At 55.9% G+C, this 21,572-nt stretch carries 18 protein-coding genes, 3 tRNA genes and 1 other RNA gene; 11 read left to right on the forward strand and 11 right to left on the reverse strand.

Annotation, left to right across the window (positions count from 1 at the left end; translation table 11 throughout):
* Positions 1-75: 75 nt before the first annotated feature.
* The gene (locus ACED87_RS04860; protein ID WP_449083292.1) at positions 76-972 is read left to right on the forward strand and encodes an acyl-CoA thioesterase; all 897 of its coding nucleotides are present in this window, start codon (positions 76-78) and stop codon (positions 970-972) included.
* A gap of 155 nt (positions 973-1,127) precedes the next feature.
* Here ACED87_RS04860 and ettA read toward each other — a convergent pair whose 3' ends face one another.
* The 5 genes from ettA to mptB form a co-directional block, all read right to left on the reverse strand.
* The gene (gene ettA / locus ACED87_RS04865; protein ID WP_449083294.1) at positions 1,128-2,807 is read right to left on the reverse strand and encodes an energy-dependent translational throttle protein EttA; all 1,680 of its coding nucleotides are present in this window, start codon (positions 2,805-2,807) and stop codon (positions 1,128-1,130) included.
* A 105-nt stretch (positions 2,808-2,912) separates the two neighbouring features.
* On the reverse strand, positions 2,913-3,482 hold the full coding sequence (locus tag ACED87_RS04870) for a single-stranded DNA-binding protein (RefSeq protein WP_449083296.1): 570 nt from the start codon (positions 3,480-3,482) through the stop codon (positions 2,913-2,915).
* Between the two features lie 243 nt (positions 3,483-3,725).
* Positions 3,726-4,658 (reverse strand): serine hydrolase, encoded by a 933-nt coding sequence (locus tag ACED87_RS04875; RefSeq protein ID WP_449083298.1) that lies wholly within the window; start codon positions 4,656-4,658, stop codon positions 3,726-3,728.
* 188 nt (positions 4,659-4,846) lie between these two features.
* Positions 4,847-4,919, reverse strand: a tRNA-Arg gene (locus ACED87_RS04880).
* 84 nt (positions 4,920-5,003) lie between these two features.
* On the reverse strand, positions 5,004-6,578 hold the full coding sequence (mptB, locus tag ACED87_RS04885) for a polyprenol phosphomannose-dependent alpha 1,6 mannosyltransferase MptB (RefSeq protein ID WP_449083300.1): 1,575 nt from the start codon (positions 6,576-6,578) through the stop codon (positions 5,004-5,006).
* 128 nt (positions 6,579-6,706) lie between these two features.
* Here mptB and orn point away from each other — a divergent pair, with 128 nt between their 5' ends.
* From orn to def, 3 genes are all read left to right on the forward strand, one after another.
* Positions 6,707-7,333 (forward strand): oligoribonuclease, encoded by a 627-nt coding sequence (gene orn / locus ACED87_RS04890; protein ID WP_449083302.1) that lies wholly within the window; start codon positions 6,707-6,709, stop codon positions 7,331-7,333.
* 187 nt (positions 7,334-7,520) lie between these two features.
* Positions 7,521-7,596 (forward strand) — tRNA-His (locus tag ACED87_RS04895).
* Positions 7,597-7,660: 64 nt separating this feature from the next.
* Entirely contained in the window at positions 7,661-8,233 is a 573-nt protein-coding gene (def, locus tag ACED87_RS04900; RefSeq protein ID WP_449083304.1) for a peptide deformylase, read from the forward strand.
* Positions 8,234-8,240: 7 nt separating this feature from the next.
* On the opposite strand, the gene rnpB is transcribed toward def, so the two are convergent.
* An RNA gene (gene rnpB / locus ACED87_RS04905) (RNase P RNA component class A) lies at positions 8,241-8,598 on the reverse strand.
* 32 nt (positions 8,599-8,630) lie between these two features.
* On the opposite strand from rnpB, the gene ACED87_RS04910 reads away from it, so the two are divergent.
* Positions 8,631-9,398: a YaaA family protein gene (locus tag ACED87_RS04910; RefSeq protein ID WP_449083306.1), complete on the forward strand. Its 768-nt coding sequence runs from the start codon at positions 8,631-8,633 to the stop codon at positions 9,396-9,398.
* A 4-nt stretch (positions 9,399-9,402) separates the two neighbouring features.
* Here the strand turns inward: ACED87_RS04910 and ACED87_RS04915 are convergent, their stop codons facing one another.
* Positions 9,403-10,299 carry a Nif3-like dinuclear metal center hexameric protein gene (locus ACED87_RS04915; protein ID WP_449083308.1) on the reverse strand — a complete coding sequence of 299 codons (897 nt, stop codon included), beginning with the start codon at positions 10,297-10,299 and terminating at the stop codon, positions 9,403-9,405.
* 65 nt (positions 10,300-10,364) lie between these two features.
* On the opposite strand from ACED87_RS04915, the gene msrA reads away from it, so the two are divergent.
* The 3 genes from msrA to epsC all read left to right on the forward strand — a co-directional run bounded on the left by msrA (position 10,365) and on the right by epsC (position 12,679).
* Entirely contained in the window at positions 10,365-10,889 is a 525-nt protein-coding gene (gene msrA / locus ACED87_RS04920) for a peptide-methionine (S)-S-oxide reductase MsrA (protein ID WP_449083310.1), read from the forward strand.
* 67 nt (positions 10,890-10,956) lie between these two features.
* Positions 10,957-11,892 (forward strand): cysteine synthase A, encoded by a 936-nt coding sequence (cysK, locus tag ACED87_RS04925; RefSeq protein WP_449083312.1) that lies wholly within the window; start codon positions 10,957-10,959, stop codon positions 11,890-11,892.
* A 202-nt stretch (positions 11,893-12,094) separates the two neighbouring features.
* Entirely contained in the window at positions 12,095-12,679 is a 585-nt protein-coding gene (gene epsC, locus ACED87_RS04930) for a serine O-acetyltransferase EpsC (RefSeq protein ID WP_449083314.1), read from the forward strand.
* Positions 12,680-12,801: 122 nt separating this feature from the next.
* Here the strand turns inward: epsC and gndA are convergent, their stop codons facing one another.
* From gndA to ACED87_RS04950, 4 genes are all read right to left on the reverse strand, one after another.
* Positions 12,802-14,280, reverse strand: a complete 1,479-nt coding sequence (gene gndA, locus ACED87_RS04935) for an NADP-dependent phosphogluconate dehydrogenase (RefSeq protein WP_449083316.1) — start codon at positions 14,278-14,280, stop codon at positions 12,802-12,804.
* 216 nt (positions 14,281-14,496) lie between these two features.
* Positions 14,497-15,165, reverse strand: a complete 669-nt coding sequence (locus ACED87_RS04940) for a hypothetical protein (RefSeq protein ID WP_449083317.1) — start codon at positions 15,163-15,165, stop codon at positions 14,497-14,499.
* A gap of 200 nt (positions 15,166-15,365) precedes the next feature.
* Positions 15,366-15,438 (reverse strand) — tRNA-Val (locus ACED87_RS04945).
* A gap of 264 nt (positions 15,439-15,702) precedes the next feature.
* On the reverse strand, positions 15,703-16,119 hold the full coding sequence (locus ACED87_RS04950) for a DUF3052 domain-containing protein (protein WP_449083319.1): 417 nt from the start codon (positions 16,117-16,119) through the stop codon (positions 15,703-15,705).
* A 379-nt stretch (positions 16,120-16,498) separates the two neighbouring features.
* Between ACED87_RS04950 and aceE the strand changes: the two genes are divergently transcribed.
* From aceE to ACED87_RS04965, 3 genes are all read left to right on the forward strand, one after another.
* On the forward strand, positions 16,499-19,240 hold the full coding sequence (gene aceE / locus ACED87_RS04955; protein ID WP_449083321.1) for a pyruvate dehydrogenase (acetyl-transferring), homodimeric type: 2,742 nt from the start codon (positions 16,499-16,501) through the stop codon (positions 19,238-19,240).
* 234 nt (positions 19,241-19,474) lie between these two features.
* Positions 19,475-20,386 (forward strand): ACP S-malonyltransferase, encoded by a 912-nt coding sequence (locus ACED87_RS04960; protein ID WP_449083322.1) that lies wholly within the window; start codon positions 19,475-19,477, stop codon positions 20,384-20,386.
* A gap of 23 nt (positions 20,387-20,409) precedes the next feature.
* Entirely contained in the window at positions 20,410-21,435 is a 1,026-nt protein-coding gene (locus ACED87_RS04965) for a beta-ketoacyl-ACP synthase III (protein WP_449083324.1), read from the forward strand.
* Positions 21,436-21,572 lie beyond the last annotated feature (137 nt).

Consider the following 21,572-nt stretch of genomic DNA (forward strand, 5'->3'; position numbering starts at 1 on the left):
CCACCCTATCGCAGAAACTAGGCTGCACTTCCCATGGCATAAGAAAAATGGGGCTGCCTGTGAGAGAGTTTAACTATGAGTCATCAAACCCTAGAAAGTCTCTCCCCTACCCAAAAATTATTGGCCATGCTCGATCTCACTCCCGGCGGGGCGTCCGCCCACGAGCAGGTCTTTAGTGCCCTCACGCTCACCAAAGAATCTCCCCGCATCTTCGGCGGGCAGGTACTAGCCCAGGCCATTATGGCCGCAGCCCAGACCGTTGAAGATAAAAGGCTTCACTCCTTGCACGGCTATTTTCTGCGGCCCGGTGATGTGGAGACTGACCTCTCCTACGGGGCTGAGACCCTGAACGATGCCAGGTCATTTTCTACCCGCAGGGTACAGGCCTACCAGGGCGGGCAACCTATTTTCTCCTGCATTGCTTCCTTCCAGACCCCTGCCCAGGGGCCCGACCACAGCAGCCCCATGCCGCAGAATCTACCAGCCCCAGAAAGCCTACCCACCACAGCCAATCTGCTGGGGCACCTGCAGGTACCCATCGCCCAGAAGGTCTCCTACACTCGCCCCTTCGATGTTCGGCACGTCACCACCCCGCTGTATCTAAGCCCCGATGAAAACCCTCAACCGGTCAACATGGTCTGGTTTAAAACCTTTGAGGCTCTACCAGATAACCCTGCTCTGCATCAGGCTGCTCTCGCCTACGCCTCGGACTACACCCAGCTTGAACCGGTCCTACGCCAGCACGGCAAGGTGTGGTTAGAGCCCGGTATGAAGGTGGCCTCTCTTGATCACGCCCTATGGTTTCACCGCCCTGCCCGGGCCGATGAGTGGCTGCTTCTCGTGCAAGAATCGCCCAGCTCCCAGGAGGCCCGCGGGCTATCTGTGGGTAAGATTTTCAGCCAGGACGGTGTACATGTAGCCACCGTAGCCCAAGAAGCGATGATTCGTCTCCCCGAGTACCGCGACCAGTAACGAAAGAAAAGAAAAATCCCTCCTGCCTTTATCGGCAGGAGGGATTTTTCGTGGGCGCAGAGTTTGCTTGCGTTAGCTAACGACTTCACTCGGCTCAGAGCCTCACAGTCGGTTGGCTCTTATGCGATCGCGTACTCGCACCCGGTGAACTCACCTTATCGGGTGAGCTTACGGTGAACTACGCGGTGGGGCTTTGCAGCCTCAGGGCCCAAACGCTCAACCTTGTTCTTCTCGTAGGACTCGAAGTTACCCTCGAACCAGTACCACTTATCGGGCTGCTCGTCGGTGCCTTCCCAGGCCAGAATGTGGGTGGCTACTCTGTCGAGGAACCAACGGTCGTGAGAGACCACAACAGCACAGCCGGGGAATTCCAGCAGGGCGTTCTCCAAGGAAGTGAGGGTTTCAACATCCAGGTCGTTGGTCGGTTCGTCCAGCAGCAAGAGGTTACCGCCCTGTTTGAGGGTCAGCGCTAGGTTCAGACGGTTACGCTCACCACCGGAAAGCACACCTGCCTTCTTCTGCTGATCCGGGCCCTTAAAACCAAAAGCTGAGACGTAGGCGCGTGAGGGCATTTCTACCTGCCCTACCTGGATGTAGTCCAAGCCGTCTGAAACAACTTCCCACAGTGACTTTTCAGGGTCGATGTTGGCACGGTTCTGATCAACGTAGGAAATCTTGACGGTTTCACCGATTTTGAGGCTACCGCCATCAAGAGGCTCAAGGCCAACAATGGTCTTGAACAGGGTTGACTTACCTACACCGTTGGGGCCGATAACACCAACGATGCCGTTACGGGGCAGGGAGAAGGAGAGGCCGTTGATGAGGGAACGCCCATCAAAACCCTTCTGCAGGTTCTCTGCTTCAATAACGACGTTACCCAGGCGGGGCCCTGGGGGAATCTGGATTTCTTCAAAGTCCAGCTTACGGGTCTTCTCAGCCTCAGCTGCCATCTCCTCATAACGGGCCAGACGGGCCTTTGACTTAGCCTGACGCCCCTTAGTGTTAGAGCGGACCCACTCCAGCTCTTCTTCCAAGCGCTTAGCGAGCTTAGCGTCCTTCTTGCCCTGAACTTCAAGGCGAGCGCGCTTCTTATCCAAGTAAGTAGAGTAGTTACCCTCGTAGGGGTAGAGGTTACCGCGATCTACTTCAGCAATCCATTCTGCAACGTGGTCAAGGAAGTAGCGGTCGTGGGTAATGGCAATGACGGCACCCTCATAGGACTGTAGGTGCTGTTCTAGCCAAAGGACGGATTCTGCGTCCAGGTGGTTGGTAGGCTCATCGAGCAGCAGCAGGTCGGGCTTCTGCAGTAGGAGCTTACATAGTGCTACGCGGCGGCGTTCACCACCGGAGAGGTGGGTGACGGGTGAGTCCCCGGGAGGGCAGCGCAAAGCGTCCATAGCCTGCTCTAGCTGGGAGTCGATGTCCCAGGCGTTAGCGGCGTCAATGGCTTCTTGCAGTTTGCCCATTTCTTCCATGAGCGCATCGAAGTCAGCGTCCGGGTTGGCCATCTCTTCTGAGATTTCGTTGTAGCGAACAATCTTTTCGTAGATTTCGCCGACGCCTTCTTGGACGTTGCCCAGCACGGTCTTCTCTTCATTTAGAGGGGGCTCCTGCATGAGGATGCCTACGGTGTAACCCTCTGATAGTCGTGCTTCACCGTTGGAGGGGGTATCAAGACCCGCCATGATTTTTAGGATGGTTGATTTACCGGCACCGTTGGGGCCGACCATACCGATTTTTGCACCGGGGAAGAACGACATGGATACGTCGTTAAGGATGACTTTGTCGCCCACAGTTTTGCGGGCTTTAGTCATGGTGTAGATAAATTCTGCCATGCGTTTAAGCCTACCGGTTGATGTCAAGCTCTTGGGGGGTTAGGGCAGGGCATCTCTAAGAATCTTAGTGTGAGTTTGCCCTGCCCCCAGTTTTTCTTATGCCCTTCAGTGGGTAAGGGCTACAGCAGCTTCATCTAATTCAGCATCGGCGGTCAGACCTGAATCAGTCTCTTGTGCCCCCGCTCCTGATGAGTGGTTCTCTAGGGGTGTTTTATCGGCCGGTGGTAGAGAATCATAGCCCTGGTGTACCGCCGGCTCCCCTGATACTTGTTCGTTGAGCGTGCGGTCAGTCTCATCAACATCTGGTTTGCGATCTGTCACGCGGGCAAAATTTGCTAGCCCATAGGTGAGGTCGTGGCCGATACTGGTGGCATCTACTTCGATGCTGGTGCCCGGTGAACCATCTGACCTTTCAAACTGTTTGACGCGGAGCCGGCCGGTAACTAGCACAGGCTGGCCTACTTTCAGGCTTCTGGCGCTGTTGTAAGCCAGGGCTCTGAAAGAGTTGACGGTGTACCAGTTGGTTGAGCCTTCTTTCCAGGTGCCGCTGGCAGCATCAAACCAGCGGGGCGTGGAGGCGATGCGGAAGTTGGTGACCGGGGTATTGCCCTTGGGTAAGAATTTTTGGGTGGGTGCGGTTGCGATGAAGCCTCGGATGGTGACGGTATCGGTCATGGCTCCTCCTTGAGGTATGGGTCAATCAGGTATCTCAAGGGTTACACCGGTAAGTGTGGTGGAGCCAGAAGAATCCTTGCTGTGGATAACTTTTTCCGTGAGATGGTGCGCTAGCGCACCCAAAATTGGTGAAGTTATGACGCGCCCCACCGCTTATATAACGGTTTTTGTTCACACCTCTAGCAGGCAACATCTCTTAGTCGCCCATGCGGCAAGCTACAGCAGATCAGGTGCCAGGGGTTTCTAGCCCGCATGGTCAAAATAGGCTTGCACAGCCTGACTGGCCACCTCATAACCTACCTGCTGGTCAGCAAAGCCTTTACCCAACAGAGCAATTGAATAGGTTGAGCTTTCAGTTCTGACCACACCCACTGAGTTAATATGCCAGGCCCCGGTATCTTCTTGTATCCAACCATTTTTGACGGACACATCAGTAACAGGCTCCCCCGCTACAAGCTGACCGTGTTGGGAGCCCACACCCCAGGCTTGTGACCAGTCCAAGGGCACCATCTTTTCGAGCAGGAATTGCGCGTCAGCGGCGTTAACCCACTCAACAGTATCCACAATGGCCCGCATGATACACACCTGGTCTTCAGCCCAGGTTTGGTTATCGCCCCAGTTCCCTGCTGTTCGGGTTTCTGTTAGGCCCAGAAGTTCATAGGTTTTATTGAGGGATTCTGCGCTCGCGGTAGATTCTCCTTTATTCGACCCGAATCTGCTGTAAATCTCGATGGTTGCATTGTTATCGGAGTAGGTGATGGAGGCCTCGATGAGAGCTTTCTCTTCGTCGGTCAGTAGGCGCTTTTCAAAGGCTGCGAGTCTGAGCAAGGTGAGGGAGATAGGAACCTTAACGATAGAGGCCTCATAGGTCCATTGGTCGCCTCGGTGCAGAAAGAGGTTATCTGCGCTGTGGTTATAGACCGCCAAGCTGAGGGTGATACCGTGTTCTGCTTCTAGCTGGCTCAGTACTTGGTTGATGTCTACATCCTGGGCTTCATTGGTATGTTTCCCGCCGTTTGCTGTGGGTTGGATGCGCTCTTGGGCAGGGCCGCAGGCTACGAGTAGGGAGCTGAGGGCTAGGGTGAGCCCGGTTCCTGCAAGCATTGTTCGGCGAGATAGGGAGGGCGCGGACGCTGGTGCGCCGCTGAGCGTTTCAGGCAGGTGAGCTGTAGACATGCACTCTAGTTTATTCCCAATGTGTCCAGTTTTCCTCTGTCTATGCTGAGCTGTGCGACTACCCCGTGGAGCTCACTTCGAGAGGAAGTGTTCATCAGCCGGGGGTGATTGTTAGATAACTTACCTCATTTTTTACTTGATCATAAAAATATCCCTCACTTGTTGTACCAAGTGAGGGATATATTGTGCGCCCCAGGAGGGAGTCGAACCCCCGACCAAGAGATTAGAAGGCTCCTGCTCTATCCACTGAGCTACTGAGGCTAGCGCTGTTCAATATTAGCCTGTAGCCGGGCAAAAGTCACTTTTACCGGTATTGGCCGAGGCCAACGTCCGCCCGGGGGCGTTTTAGATGGTGACCTCGTAGAGGGCTGAACGCTGGCCGCGGCGAAGGACACGGCGGGTTGCTGGGTCGAAGAAGACTAGCCAGAAGGCGTAGGCTACGCTGAGCACTGCTGCGATGAGGCGGCCGATATTCTGGTCGAAGTTTTCGAGGTAGGGCGAGACGGCGAGCTGGTCTGATACCCCGTACATGACGAAGAAGAGGGTGGTGAGGAAGTAGAAATCTAGCTGCCAGTCGGTGCGCACACCGGCTACTACCAGGAGGGGGATGAACCAGAGTAAGTACCAGGACTGGAGCATAGGTGAGAAGATGACGACCATGGCTAGGGCTAGGCCGGTGCGGCGGATGAGGTTTTCGTCTTTTCCGATGAACATCACCACCACAGCTAGCACCATACCGATGAGTTTCCCTAGGGAGAAGAAGGTGTCGCGTACCGAGTTCGCTAGGGCGTTATCGCCGGTAATGGATACTAGGATTTGGTTGATTTGTAGCCCGAGGAAGCCGATGGGGGTGAACCAGATGTATTGGCCCCCGGTGGTGGCTAGGGCGCCGATCCACCCGAAGCCTAGGTCGGTGATACTCCCGAGTACCCATAGCTCTGCCATGGAGATAGCTAGAGTCATGGCCCAGAAGGTAAAGCGGCGGTGCCAGCTTGCTCCCCTACCGGCCCAGAAGAGCCCAATGAAGGGGAGGGTTACCAGGGCGATAGGCTTAATTGCCACAGCAGCGGTAACTAGGGTAATCCCCAAAAGCCCGCCTACTGTATCTCGGCGAGCTGCCGCATGGTAGACCCCGGCTAGCACTAGCCCTGTCATGAGGGCGTCATTGTGAGAGGAGGTGATGAAGGCGGCGATAAAGAGGGGGTTAGCTAGGACCAGCCAGTTAGCGCGGACGCCGTTGATGCCGTGGAGTTTTGCCAGCTTGGGCACGTAGATGGCGATGAGGCCCACGCCGATGAGGGCAACGATCCTAAAGAGGTAGAGGGCAGTGTCTACAGAGTCACCGGCGAGTTGGGCGACCCATTGTTCAATCAGCAAGAAGATGGGCCCATAGGGTGGGGCAGATTCTGCCCACATCTGATCAGCACCGTATTGGAAGAAGTTGTTGACTGAAGATACCCCGTATTCGTAGGGGTTGAGCCCTGATGCCATGACGCGCCCCTGTGCGAAGTAGGAGAAGACGTCACGGCTGTAGAGGGGTAGGGCAAAGAGTTGTGGGAGCATCCAGCAGATGGTTGCTGCGGTTGCCCAGCGGCGTGCCCGCCGATCCCAGACGAGTAGTTTTTGTACCATGCGCAGCCATTCGCGGCAGAGCATCATGGACCCTACCACGAGCAGGGCGATGCAGGTGATGAGCCCGGGAGTGGTGTAGCGTAGCGGGATAATCCAGTCCACTCGGCGGAATGGGGAAGTATCTGCTAGCCATCCCACGCCAAAGGATGCGAACATCACCAGCAGGGAGCCGATGATTCCGAAGATGAGGGTACGCAGGGGGCTACCCGAGACATAGTAGGCTGTTTTGGGGTTATATCGATGCACTGGGATGCTATCGGTGTGGATGTGCGCTGTTCTGGGGCTCATGGTCCTCCTGGCCGGGCGGAAGAGTACACCTGATTTTACCCGGCCGTTTCCCCCTGTTAGACACCGGCAGGGCTCTGCTGACTAAAAATCTGCTGTGGGTTAGAGCTAAGAGGGGGTAGATTGGTGCTGTGTCTATTTCTAATGAACGTATCGTATGGATTGATTGTGAGATGACGGGCCTTTCCCTTGAGCGGGATGCCCTGATTGAGGTTGCTGCCCTGGTTACTGACGGGGATCTCAATATTTTGGGTGATGGTGTGGATGTCGTCATTAAGCCTGAGCCTGAGGCTCTTGAGCAGATGGATGATTTTGTGCGTAATATGCACACGGTCTCTGGCCTGTTAGATGATTTGGATCAGGGTATCACTATGGCTGAGGCTCAGCAGCTTGTGCTTGATTATGTGAAGCAGTGGGTCCCTGAGCCGCGTAAGGCTGTGCTGGGTGGTAACTCGGTGGGCACTGATAAGACTTTTTTGGTGCGTGATATGCCGGAGTTGGTTGATTATCTGCACTACCGGGTGATTGATGTTTCTACAATCAAGGAGCTTTCCCGCCGCTGGTTTGAGAAGGCTACCTATAATGCCCCGGCTAAGACTGGTAATCACCGGGCTTTGGGTGATATTCAGGATTCTATTGACGAGTTGCGTTATTACCGTGGCACGGTTTTTGTTCCTTCTCCTGGCCCTGATAGTGCCACTGCGCAGAAGGTTGCCCAGGAGGTTGCGGCGACCCGTCAGCAGATTAGCCCAGCTTAGTGGGTGTAGGTGGGCGGACGGTGTCAGCAGCTTGCCAGCGTCCGCCTGATTCTCTTACCTGCGGGGCTCGTGAGCGTACTCACCCTCGTATCTGCCTTTTTGATTTGCGGGGAATAAAAACTGGGTGTAAGCTAGTATCCGTTGCCAAAACAAGCCGGTCGCTGAGTCGGTAGTTTTTGTGAACATGGTGGTCGTAGCTCAGTTGGCAGAGCGCCTGGTTGTGGTCCAGGAGGTCGCGGGTTCAACCCCCGTCGATCACCCCATGTAAAAGGGCTGCTACGATTTTTATCGTAGCAGCCCTTTTTGTTTTTCTTGAAAGGTTTTCTCATGACTGTTTTGCCTATCGTTATCCACGGTAACCCGGTGTTGCACCGCCCGGCCGCTCCGGTGACCTCTTTCGATGATGAGTTGCGCAAGCTTATTGACGATATGTATGAGACTCAGGATGTCTCTAACGGTGTGGGCTTGGCTGCCCCCCAGGTGGGTGTGGGCCTGCGCCTTTTTACCTATACATTTGAAAATGAGGACGGCGTTCCCCCGGTTGGTGTGGTGGTGAACCCGGTTTTGACCTTGGGCAAAATTTCAACGGCTGACCCTGACCCTTACGATGAGGTTGAGGGTTGCCTGTCTTTCCCTGGTTATTCTTTCCCCCTCAAGCGTGCCGAGTGGGTGACCGTTAACGGGTTCGATGGTGAGGGTAACCCTTTGAAGTTTGAGGCAACTGGCTGGTTTGCCCGTGTGATGCAGCATGAGACTGACCACCTTGATGGCAAGCTCTATGTGAACCGTTTGAACGCTAAGTACAGCAAGAAGTACAAGAAGGTTGTGAAGGCTGAGGGCTGGACTACTGAGGGTAATACCTGGACTCCGGGTGTGGACCCTGACCCTTTCGGCCACTAGAGCATAAAGAACGGGACGCCCGATAAGCCGGGTTCTGTACCTGCCCTGAGGCAGGTGGCAATCATCCATCTAGACCCGTCGTTGCCAGCGGGTTCAAGCAGCCTACCCGGGCGCTTCACCGCACTGGTTACTGGCGCGCCCTGTTTGGCCTTGCTCCGGGTGGGGTTTACCGAGCTACCGCAGTCACCTGCGGTACTGGTGAGCTTTTACCTCACCTTTTCACCCTTACCCCCTTGGTGGGGCGGTTTATTTTCTGTGGCACTGGCCTGCAGGTTACCCTGAGTCGACGTTATCGACCACCCTGTGCTGTGGAGCCCGGACTTTCCTCGAAGCTGTTTCTGCCTCGCGATTGCCTGGGCGTCCCGTTCTGGGGTTCTACTTTACTACACTGGTGGGTATGTTGATTTTGTTTCCGCCGTCTGAGGGTAAGACTCCTGCCACATCTGGTCCGGGGGTTGAGTTGGGTGAGCTGGTGGCTCCTGCGCTAACGGAGGCTCGTGAGGCTGTGGCAGATGAGTTGGTGCGGGTCAGTGGTTTACCTGATGCGGCTAAGCTTTTGAAGGTGGGCCCGTCTTTGGTGGTTGAGGTTGAGCGAAATACCCGCTTGTGGGAGGAGCCTGCGGCGGCAGCGTCTGAGATATATTCGGGGGTTTTGTTTGAGGCTTTTGGGTATAGTTCTTTGGGGGCGCAGGCGTGTGAGCGGGCGGATAGGGCGGTGCTGGTTTTCTCTGCTGTGTGGGGTCTTGTGAGGCTGACCGATCGTATTCCGGCTTATCGTTTGTCGATGGGTACTCGTTTGGGTGAGATTGGTGATCTAGCGAAGTTTTGGCGGGGTGAGCTGGGCAGGCCGCTGGCTGAGTTGACCGGGGATCAGCTGGTGGTTGATGGGCGTTCTGCTGCCTATGCGAAGGCGTGGGCTCCTGCCCCGCAACGTCATGTTTTGGTGAGGGTTGAGAGGGTTGCTGCTGATGGTAGCCGCAAGGTTGTCTCTCATATGGCTAAGCATTATCGGGGCTTGCTGGGCCGCTACTTGGTGGAGCAGGGTTTGACTGATATTGAGGACGCCGGTGAGCTGGCTGAAGTCTTGCAGGAGGGGTTTGAGGTGGAGCTGCTCTCCCCCACCGAGAAGAAGCCAGGTGTTATGACTCTTCTGGTGAGGGACTAGTTCTTTAGCGGGTTGAGGCGGAGCCTGATACGTCCCCGGTGGAAACGGTGAAATCCCAGGGGTCGGTGTTGAGGGTTGAGACGTAGGTGTCGATAGTGAAGCCTCGCTCCTCCAGTTTTTCGGTGAGGTGGCGGGCTACCCCGTCCATCCAGAGCCATTCACTGGCGAAGTGGGAGCAGTCGATAAGGGCTGGGGTGCCGCCACTGATGAGGGCTTGTTCGCGAGCTTCTGAGGCTGGGTGGTGGCGTAGATCAGCGGTGATGTAAACATCTGCTTTTGCGGTGCGCACCTGGTCAAAGAGGGAGTCCCCAGCACCGGTGCAGAGGGCTATTTTTTGCACCTTTTGATTAGGACGCCCTGCAATGCGTAGCCCTCCTGCTGTTGCTGGAATAAAGTCTGCTATTTTTTCGGCTAGTTCCTTGAGGCTGATAGGGGCAGGTAAGCTGCCGATACGGCCGATGCCCACGCGGGCGTCCGCCCCTTCTATTTCTCGTGTCTCTTCACCGGATAGGATCTCGGTATCTGTGATTCCCAGCTTGTCCATGAAGGCATCATTAGTGCCGTGCGGGGCAGAGTCTACGTTGGTGTGGGCCCCTAACAAACCGCAACTGGCCTCGATGAGGGTGTGCACGATTTCGCCCTTGTAGTCGGTATCGGGCAAGAAGGAGGCCCCACGCAGGAGTAGGGGGTGGTGGGTGATGAGTAGCCCGGCACCTTTCTGGGCTGCTTCTTGGGCTGTTGCTACGGTGGCGTCCACCGCGAATCCCACAGTGGTAACAGGAGCGTCGGAGCGGCCCAGAACTAGGCCAACAGCGTCCCATTTTTCGGCGATAGCGGGTGGGAAGAGGTCGTGGAAGGCCTGGGTTACATGGTTGAGTGTGGGGGTTGAGAGTTCAGTCATGCCCCCTATTCTGTCATGAGTGAGCAGCCGGGAATAAGACCGTCAAGCCCCTGGTTACTCCTAGCATGCAAAGTTTTGTTTTAGGCGGCGGCTGCTTTTGGTGCATAGATGCTGTCTACCGCCAGTTTGAAGGAATTACCGCCAGCATCGCTGGTTACACCGGCGGGCACACCGCTAACCCTACCTACCAGGAGGTCTGTTCGGGAACGACAGGCCACGTTGAGGTGGTCAAGGTGGAGTTCGATGAGACTATCATCCCGGCTGAAACCGTGCTCGATATTTTCTTCACTTCTCATGACCCTACGAGTTGGGATAGGCAGGGGGCGGACGCCGGCACCCAGTACCGTTCAGCCCTCTACTACCAGGGGGAGGAGCAAAAAGCCCTCTTTCAGGCAGCACTTGAGAGGGCCTCACAGTGGTGGGAGCAGCCCATCGTGACAGTGCTAGAACCTCTAGGTACTTTCTATGAGGCTGAGGACTACCACCAGAACTACTATGCCCGTAACCCCTACCAGGGCTACTGTATGGCTGTCATTAACCCCAAGCTGGCTAAGACTAGGGAACATTACGCCAGGTTTCTTAGAAGTTAAGCCCTCCCCCTTTGTTTCGTAGACTAGAGGGCGAACCATCTATCGCTTCCACCTGAAAGGTGTAACCATGTCAAAGATGTACAAGAACATCACCGAAGTTGTCGGCAGCACTCCCCTCATCCGCCTCAACCGCCTGGATGCAGACCTGCCCGGCAACATCGCGGTGAAGCTGGAATTTTACAACCCCGCTAACTCTGTTAAAGACCGCATCGGTGTCGCTATTATCAACGCCGCCGAGAAGTCAGGTGCTCTCAAGCCTGGCGGAACTATCGTTGAAGGAACCTCAGGCAACACCGGTATCGCCCTAGCAATGGTAGGTGCCGCTCGTGGCTACAAGGTCATCCTGACCATGCCCGAAACCATGAGCAACGAGCGTCGCGTCATGCTACGCGCCTACGGCGCTGAAATCGTGCTGACCCCCGGTTCTGAGGGTATGCGCGGTGCCGTTGAGAAGGCCAAGGAAATCGTAGCCTCCACCGAGAACGCTATTTTGGCCTCACAGTTCTCCAACGACGCTAACCCCGAGATCCACTACAAGACCACCGGCCCCGAGATTTGGGAAGCTACCGAGGGTAAGGTTGATATCTTCGTTGCTGGTGTGGGCACCGGTGGCACCGTCTCAGGTGCCGGTAAGTACCTCAAGGAGCAGAACCCCGAGGTAAAAATCGTTGCTGTTGAGCCCAAGGATTCTCCCCTACTCACCGAGGGCAAGGCTGGCCCCCACAAGATTCAGGGCCTGGGCGCTAACTTCGTGCCTGACACTCTCAACCGCGACATCTACGACGCTGTCGCAGACGTAGCTATTGACGATGCTGTAGCCACCGCCCGCAAGCTAGGCATAGAAGAAGGCATCCTCGGCGGTATCTCTTCCGGTGCTGCTGTCTGGGCAGCTCTTGAAGAGGCTAAGAAGAGCGAGAACGCCGAGAAGCTGATTGTCGCTATCGTCCCTGACTTTGGCGAACGCTACATCTCCACTCTGCTCTACGAAGACATCCGCGGCTAAAAACGCCACCGCAGACGTCGGGCACCTCGCTGATTAGCAGCGGGGTGCCCGCTCCTATGAAGGGCGTATAATTCCATTCGGGCCCTGCCCGGGTGTGACCTACATATTTCGGGTGAGACGGAATTTCGTTCTGCCGGTGACTGTTGTAGAGTTCAGCAGGAGCGCTATCAGGGCTCCCCTGCCCATAATGTTGAGGAGAAGCATGAGTTTCCGAGCGCGCCTGCGTGAAGACTTAGACACCGTCAAAGCACATGACCCCGCAGCCCGCGGTGATATGGAAATCATCATCAACTATTCGGGTATGCACGCGATTTGGGCCCACCGGGTAGCCCATAAACTCTGGCAGACAGAATCTACCCGAACCTTAGCCCGCACCCTGAGCCAGTTTGCCCGGTTCATGACGGGCATTGAAATTCACCCCGGTGCAACCATCGGCCGGCGCTTCTTCATTGACCACGGCATGGGGGTAGTTATCGGTGAGACCGCTGAAATCGGCAATGACGTCATGCTGTATCACGGGGTGACCTTGGGTGGGCGTTCACTTGAGAAGGGTAAACGCCACCCCACCATTGGCGACCGGGTAACTATCGGTGCTGGCGCCAAGATTTTGGGCCCTGTTCTTATCGGTGCTGGCTCCGCAATTGGTGGTAATTCTGTGGTCGTGCATGACCACCCGGAGGACTCCATTATTACCGGTATCCCGGCTCGCTCGCGTCCGCGCACCCCAGAGAATAAGAAGCCGCTGGTGGATGCTGTGGAGTATGTGGACCCCACCATGTGGATCTAGCTCTACCCCTAAGTGCAACAATGCCCTATCACATGCAGGTGTGATAGGGCATTGTTTCATACTGTTTTGTGCCCCGCCTGCACGAGCACGGCGGGGCGCAGATTGATGAGCCTCAGGGGTGGCTAGTGGGTGTGGGAGTCCTCAGCGTTAATTTCGCTGCGGTCGCCGCTCCATTCGGTGTGCCACATGCCCTCAGAGTCGATACGACCGTAGGTGTGAGCGCCAAAGAAGTCACGCTGGCCCTGGATGAGGGCAGCAGGCAGACGCTTGCGGCGCAGGCCGTCGTAGTAGCTCAAGGATGAGGCAAAGACAGGAACGGGAACGCCCTCAGCAGTTGCCTTGGCAACCACACGGCGCCATGAGGGAACGAGTTCTTCCATGAGCTTCTTGAAGCCAGGAGCCAGGAGCATGTTGGCGGGGGCATCGTCCTTATAGGCGTTCATGATTTCGCCTAGCAGTTCTGCGCGAATGATGCAGCCGGCACGCCAGAGGCCAGCAATAACATCGAGCTTAAGGTCCCAACCGTATTCGTCACCGGCCTTGGCCAGCATATCTAGACCCTGAGCGTATGAAACTAGCTTAGAAGCGAAAAGGGCCTTGCGGACGTCCTCAATGAACTCTTCATCACCGTTAGCAACAGCGGTTGTTGCGATTAGACCAGCAGGCAGTTCTTCTTGGGCCTGCTTTCGGGCCTCAACGGCACTTGATGAGAGTGCGCGTGCAAAAACGGATTCGGCGATAGCAGAGACGGGAACACCGAGGTCAAGGGCTGCCTGTACGGTCCAGCGGCCGGTACCCTTCTGGCCTGCTTGGTCAACGATGATATCGACCAGGGGCTTGCCGGTTTTAGCATCCACCTGGGCTAGGACCTCAGCGGTAATTTCGATGAGGTAAGAGTTGAGCTCAGTGGCGTTCCACTGGGTGAAGATTTCTGCTTGGGTAGCAGGTTCGAGCCCTGCAACGGTGCGGAGCAAGTCGTAGGCTTCGCCGATGACCTGCATGTCAGCGTATTCGATACCGTTGTGCACCATCTTGACGAAGTGGCCGGCACCGCCGGTTGAGATCCAGGCGCAGCAGGGGTCACCGTTGGGTGCTTTGGCTGAAATTTTTTCGAGCAGGGGGCCTAGGGATTCGTAGGACTTAGCTGAGCCACCGGGCATGATGGAGGGGCCGTTCAGGGCGCCTTCTTCACCGCCAGAGACACCGATACCAACAAAGTGCAGACCCTTTTCAGCAAGGGCACGCTCACGGCGGATGGTGTCAGGGAAGTGAGAGTTACCGCCATCAATGATGACATCCCCTTCATCGAGCAGAGGTTCGAGTTGAGCGATCACAGCATCAACGGGGGCACCTGCCTTGACCATAATCAGGATGCGGCGGGGAGCTTCAAGGGAGTCGACCAGTTCCTGCAGGGTTTCGGTGCGCACGAAGTCGCCTTCATTGCCATGAGCTTCAAGCAGGGCGTCAGTTTTTTCAACGGAGCGGTTGTGCAGGGCAACAGTGTAGCCATTGCGGGCCAGGTTGCGGGCCAGGTTCGCACCCATGACGGCCAGGCCGGTTACACCAATTTGTGCCTTACGAGCAGTATTGTTTTCAGTCATACCTTTAAGACTACGCTGACCGGCTCAATTTGTGCTTCAGCAGCGGGTGAGATGAAGCAAACTCTCACATTCTGGGAGCCTGTTGCCGTTCCCTCACGGTCTTTGTCAAAAGGCGCAGGTGGCTCCCCCATAGGGGCGGGCCCGCTAGGGCGGATCAGAAAGTGCGAGAGGAGCGCGGCCTGATGCCGCGCTCCTTCCCAGGTGAGGGTATACCGCTTATCCTCGTGCGGTGTGAGTAATTGTTGAGACGGTAGCAGAAGAACCCTCATAAGTGTAGGTGGCAAGGTAGCCTGAGTAGAGGCCGCTTATTCCATCTACGCCCATGGAGCCATCTTCCGCAGTAAAACGGCCGGCGATATTGGTGGAGATATCTGTCTGCTTAACGGCCTGTGAGACAGCGGGAGAACTAGCTATAAAGTAAGTAGGCCCTGTGTTATAGGTTGCGGTGTAGATCAGGAAGTCGGCGGATGATGCTGTGGTTCCATCAGCTAGAAGTACAGTGGCCTGGTCAGAGGGTTTCATGGGGGCCCATACGGTCGCACCTACCCCGTAGTGAATATTCACTTCATCAATCGTGTAGGCCTTATTGCGGGGAATAAGCAGATAGTAGGTGAGTTCGGTAAGAAGGGCAGTAGTATCGGTGCCATCTATCTGATAGAGACGGAAGCCGGTTGAGCCACCCTCCATAAGGGTCTGGATGGTTTGGCCGGTGAAGTTCACCAGGTCTGTTGATCCAGCACTCTCGAAACTATAGAAGTCGTTTGATCCTTGGGCTACAAGGGTAGTGGAGGGCGATGCGGCGTAGGCAGGAATCGCAGCAGTTGCAAGGACGGCAGGTGCAGCCCAAGTAGCGCCCTGAAGCAGAGTACGACGTGAAGTAGTCACAGTAGGTTTCCCCTCTAATGTGTTTGGGTGTGCAGAGTAAAACTGAGCTATCAGTTTATCTAGAATGTACGCGTTGACAGGGGAAAACTGCGCCTAGATAGTACCCACATATGCGCCCACACTCCTCCATATATGTGCCCACATCTAGGGATAAAGTCGAGAAATAAAAAAGTCCCGCACCGAAGTGCGGGACTTATCTGTGGGTCCTACCGGGATCGAACCGATGACATCCACGGTGTAAACGTGGCGCTCTACCAGCTGAGCTAAAGACCCTTATGTCTCTTCCGCGTTATCTCTCGCGGCGACATGTAATACTCTACGCAAGCTAAAACCCTCGCGCAAATCGAAAACCGCCCATAAGGCACAAAAAGAGTCAATTTTCTGCCTATTTTTCACAGACAGGGTTCAGAAAATACCTATTTGACATGGGGTTATATTTTTCTTAAAAAATTATTAAATTTTTTTCTACCACCAACCTTTCATCAGCAGAGCCTACGAAAAAGGGCCCCCGTCCACCACGACGAAAGACCCTCATCTTCATTTCCCCTGCTTCATAACCAAGCGTGAAGCAGCCCAGTCTTGAGCTAGAGACTCAGTTGTAGTCACATGTAAACCAGCAAGTGGAGCAGCTTCTTGAATTTCGGCCGGAGGAACATAACCCTCTCGACCAGACTTGGGGGTCATCAGCCAAACCACACCGCCCTCATCTAGAGTTGCCAGAACGTCCATAAGCCCGTCAACCAAATCACCATCTTCGGCACGCCACCACAGCAAGATACCATCGACGACTTCTTGATCATCTTCATCTAGCAGCTCTGTGCCCAGAAAATCCTCCAGGTCATCACGCAAATCGAAGTCAACGTCCTCATCGTAGCCAAACTCCTGCAATAGGCTGCCAGCAGGCAGGCCCAGCTTCAGGCCAACAGTCTCTTTAGTAGCACCGGTGGCGCTCACGTATGTCCTCCAAGAATCAACAGCAAAAGTAACAGGCCGTCATAATTCAGACCCAGCCCGCCTCCATTCATTAGACACAGCCAAGTGCACAGAGGCGTTCTTAGTTCCTACTGAACACGCTTCAAGGCCCCAAATCAACAGAACACGGCCAAAATAGGTCAGCTATTTTCACCTTTATAAAAAGAAGAGACAAGTGACGGCTAACTCACACTACTTAATTCTTCAAACCACATCCATAAAACGGGTAATTTGTGACAACATAGAAGGGAAGTTGTCTTAGCGGCTACCTCCGGTAGCGTAAGGCATACATCCAAGGTTCGCCGGGCGCATCCGCTGCCGCAGGTGAACATAACCCCCTACAACAAAGAGAGGTTGACTAGTGGGACCCTCAGAAACGAACGACTTCGTTTTAAGTGCACTAACCAACAGCTTCACCGACAACGATCCTGAAGAAACCAATGAGTGGATTGAGTCTTTCGACGACCTAGTTGAGGCTCACGGCACCGAACGCGCACAGTTCATCGTACGATCACTCATGCAGCGTGCAGGTCAGAAGTCAATCACCGTACCCATGGTGACCACCACTGACTACATCAACACCATTCCTGTCGACCAGGAACCCGAATACCCCGGTGATGAGCAGCTTGAACGCCGCTACCGCGCAATGCTGCGCTGGAATGCAGCCGTCATGGTTCACCGTGCACAGAAAGCTACCCTAGGCGTTGGTGGCCACATTTCCTCCTACGCTGGTGTAGCGACCCTCTACGAAGTAGGTTTCAACCACTTCTTCCGTGGCCGCAACCACCCCGGTGGTGGAGACCAGGTCTTCTTCCAGGGCCACTCCTCACCCGGTAACTACGCACGTGCCTTCCTCGAAGGTCGCATTACCGAAGAGCAGCTCGACGGCTTCCGTCAGGAAAAGACCAAGCAGGGTAACCACCTGCCCTCTTACCCCCACCCCCGCAACCTGCCTGACTTCTGGCAGTTCCCCACCGTTTCTATGGGTCTTGGCCCCTTGAACGCAATCCACCAGGCACAGTTCAACAAGTACCTGCACAACCGCGGCATCAAGGACACCTCCGACCAGAACGTCTGGGCCTTCCTGGGCGACGGTGAAATGGACGAGCCCGAGTCACGCGGTGCTCTGCAGCTAGCTGCCAACGACAAGCTCGACAACCTGACCTTCGTCGTCAACTGTAACCTACAGCGTCTGGACGGCCCCGTTCGTGGTAACGGCAAGATCGTTCAGGAACTTGAAGCCTTCTTCCGCGGCGCAGGCTGGAACGTCATCAAGGTCCTCTGGGGCCGCGAATGGGACTCCCTGCTCGAAAAGGACAAGTCAGGCGAACTCGTCCGCATCATGAACGAGACCCTCGACGGTGACTACCAGACCTACAAGGCTGAGTCCGGCGGCTTCGTCCGCGAGCACTTCTTTGGCCAGACCCCTGAGACCAAGGAACTCGTTGCAGACATGAGCGACGACGAGATCTGGGCTCTGAAGCGCGGTGCACATGACTACCAGAAGGTCTACTCAGCTTTCAAGGCAGCTGTAGAGCACAAGGGTCAGCCCACCGTTATTCTTGCTCAGTCTGTTAAGGGCTACGGCTTGGGCCCCTCCTTCGAGGCTCGTAACGCTACCCACCAGATGAAGAAGATGACGATGGAAGACTTGAAGAACTTCCGCGACCACCTTCGCATCCCCATCTCTGACGAAGAGCTGGAGAAGGACCTCTACAACCCGCCTTACTACCACCCCGGTAAGGACTCAGAAGAGTACAAGTACCTCATGGCTCGCCGTGAGGAACTGGGCGGTTTCGTCCCCTCACGCAAGAACGCTCAGCCCAAGATCACCCTGCCTTCTGACAAGGCATACAAGGGTGCACTCAAGGGCACCGGCAAGCAGATGGCTGCTACCACCATGGCCTTCGTACGTCTGCTCAAGGACCTCATGCGTGAGAAGGACTTCGGCCACCGTATCGTGCCCATCATCCCCGATGAGGCTCGTACCTTCGGTATGGACTCCTACTTCCCCACCGCAAAGATTTACAACCCCAACGGCCAGAACTACCTGCCCGTTGACCGTGAACTGATGCTGGCCTACAAGGAATCACCTGAGGGCAAGATTATCCACGTAGGTATTAACGAAGCCGGTGCTACATCTGCCTTCACCGCTGTCGGTTCCTCCTACGACACCCACGGCGAGCCGATGATTCCGGTTTACGTCTTCTACTCAATGTTTGGTTTCCAGCGCACCGGCGATGCCTTCTGGGCAGCAGCTGACCAGCTGTGCCGCGGTTTCATCATGGGTGCAACTGCTGGCCGTACCACCCTTACCGGTGAAGGTCTGCAGCACGCCGATGGCCACTCACCTGTTCTGGCCGGTACTAACCCCGCAGTAATCCACTACGACCCTGCCTACGGTTACGAAATCGGTCACATCGTCAAGCGCGGTATCGAGCACATGTACGGTGATAAGGACGAAGACCACAACGTCATGTACTACATCACCGTTTACAACGAGCCTATTCAGCACCCCGCTGAACCCGAGAATCTCGATGTTGACGGCCTGCTTGGTGGTATCTACCGCCTGCAGGAGGCAAAGAACGATGGCCCCCGCGCCCAGCTTCTTGCCTCAGGTGTTGCCGTTCCCTGGGCAGTCAAGGCACAGCAGCTCCTTGCCGAGGACTGGGGCGTCTCAGCAGACGTCTGGTCAGTTACCTCATGGACCAGCCTGCGCCGCGATGGTCTTGCCGCCGAGCGTGAACTGCTGAAGAGCCCTTCAGCTACCCCCCGCACCCCCTTCGTTGCCCAGCAGCTTGAGGGTGCAACCGGCCCCATTGTTGCCGTGTCTGACTACCAGACCGACCTGATGGACGGTATCCGCCAGTTCGTTCCCAACGAATTTGCATCCCTGGGTACTGACGGCTTCGGCTTCTCAGACACCCGCGCCGGTGCTCGCCGCTTCTTCAAGATCGACGCCGAGTCCATCGTCGTCCGCACCCTGCAGATGCTAGCTAAGCGTGGCGAAGTCCCCGCTGACGCACCTGCTAAGGCCTTCGAGAAGTACGACCTGGACAACCTCAACGCAGGTTCTTCAGGCACCTCCGGTGGCGACGCCTAAGCCTCTGTGCTAATCGTTCACTCCTGTGAGTGAGCTACGGTGGCCCCCACGGTATATACCGTGGGGGCCACCGCCACAATATCCCCATTTCTAGGTGTGAGATTTCTTGGCTTTTGATATTGAGAGCTGTACTGGCACGGCTAACGCCCTGACAGGAGTAGGATAGTTATTTAAACAAAGTACTAAGAACTTTCAAGTTCTAGATTTCAAACTCTACTTTCAAGGCGGTTACGCGTGATAGCACTGGTGTGCCCCGGCCAGGGGTCGCAGAAGCCCGGGTTCCTCTCCAACTGGTTAGACGTAAACGGGGTACGCCCCCACCTCGAACAGCTCTCAGAAGCTGTGGAGCTTGACCTGATTCATTACGGCACCGAAGCCGATGAAGAAACCATCAAAGACACCGCTATTGCCCAACCCCTCATCGTGGCCGCTGGGCTAGTAACCGGCCGCCTGGCCCAACAAGCCCTCACAGGGCACAACCTCATCTTTGCCGGCCACTCAGTAGGCGAAATTACCGCCTCAGCCCTAGCCGGCGTCCTGAGCGAAGAAGAGGCCATGCGCTTTATCAAGGTGCGTGCAACTGGCATGGCTCAGGCTGCTGCTTCTTCCCCCACCGGCATGGCTGCTGTACTCGGCGGAGTTGAAGATGAGGTCCGCACCGCCATTGCCGAGGCGCACCTGACTGCTGCAAACTCCAACGGTGGCGGGCAGATTGTTGCTGCTGGCTCCCTAGAGGCGCTAGCAGCCTTCGCTGAGAACCCGCCCGCCAAGACCCGCGTCATTCCGCTGAAGGTAGCAGGTGCCTTCCACACCGACTACATGGCAGCAGCCCAAAAACCCCTGGCAGATTTTGCTGCTGGCCTCTCCCCCGCAGAACCCACTGCAGAACTGCTCTCTAACTACGACGGTCAGCCCATTATCTCAGGTGCAGCAGCCCTTGAATCATTGGTAGCTCAGGTGACCCGCCCCGTCCGCTGGGATCTGTGCATGGCAACCCTCTCCGAGCGTGAAGTAACCCGTCTAGTTGAGGTTGCCCCCGCGGGCACCCTAGTTGGCCTGGCAAAGCGCGCAATGCGTGGCACTCCCACCTCAGCTATCAACACCCCCGAAGACCTAACCGCCCTAGCCCAAGCCCTGCAGGCCTAAAATTCTCCCGAAAGGACCTCTCTATGCCTACCCTCAAACAGGTTGAGATGAACCGTTACTCCCGTATCTTGGGCTACGGCGCCTGCCGCCCCGACCTTATCGTCACTAACAACGATGTGGCCGGCCCCATCGACTCCTCAGATGAGTGGATCGTTCAGCGCACCGGCATTAAGACCCGCCACCGTGCATCAGAAAAGATTTCTGTGACAGATTTGGCCGTTGGCGCAGCCAAGGACGCCCTCGCCGCTGCAGGTGTACAGGGTGAAGAGCTGGACGCCATTATTGTTGCCACCATCTCCCACCCTTACGCCACCCCCTCCCTGGCAACCCTAGTAGCTGAAGCAGTCGGTTCTAAGGCTCCCGCCTACGATATTTCAGCAGCCTGCGCTGGCTTCTGCTATGGCATCGCCCAGGCCGACGCCCTAGTACGCTCAGGCACCGCCCAGAAAGTACTGGTCATGGGTGTTGAAAAGCTCTCAGACCTCATCGATAGCACCGAACGCACCATCTCCTTCCTGCTCGGCGACGGCGCTGGCGCAGCGGTAGTAGGTGTCTCCGATCAGCCCGGTATCGGCCCCACCATCTGGGGTTCAGACGGCGAACGCTGGAACGCAGTTGGCATGACCCACTCCATGCTCGATATTCGTAACCGTGACTTTGTGGCAAACCCGGTCCAAGAGGGCGAGAAAATCTGGCCGACCCTGCGCCAGGACGGCCAGACCGTCTTCCGCTGGGCTGTATGGGAGATGGCTAAGGTAGCACAGCAGGCTCTCGACGCTGCCGGTATCACCGCAGATGACCTGGGCGCCCTAGTGACCCACCAGGCGAATATGCGCATCATTGACCAGATGGTCAAGACCCTCAAACTCCCTGAGAGCGTTATGGTAGCCCGCGATATTGAATGCTCCGGTAACACCTCTGCAGCCTCCGTTCCCTTGGCTGCCCACCAGCTACTCCAGGACAACCCCGAACTATCTGGTAAGTTTGCCCTGCAGATTGGGTTCGGTGCGGGCCTAGCCTACGCGGCCCAGGTTGTAGCCCTTCCCTAATGTGCCTTAGGGAAGATACATGGGGCGGGCATCCGCACCATAGTTTGGTTAATTGTTAGATTTATTTCAAAAATTAGGTGACGTCACAGTTTAGCTTTGTGCGGGCTAGGGGCTACACTCAATTTTGGAAGCTAAAG

The sequence above is a fragment of the Rothia sp. 32237D007AR genome, from assembly GCF_053544675.1.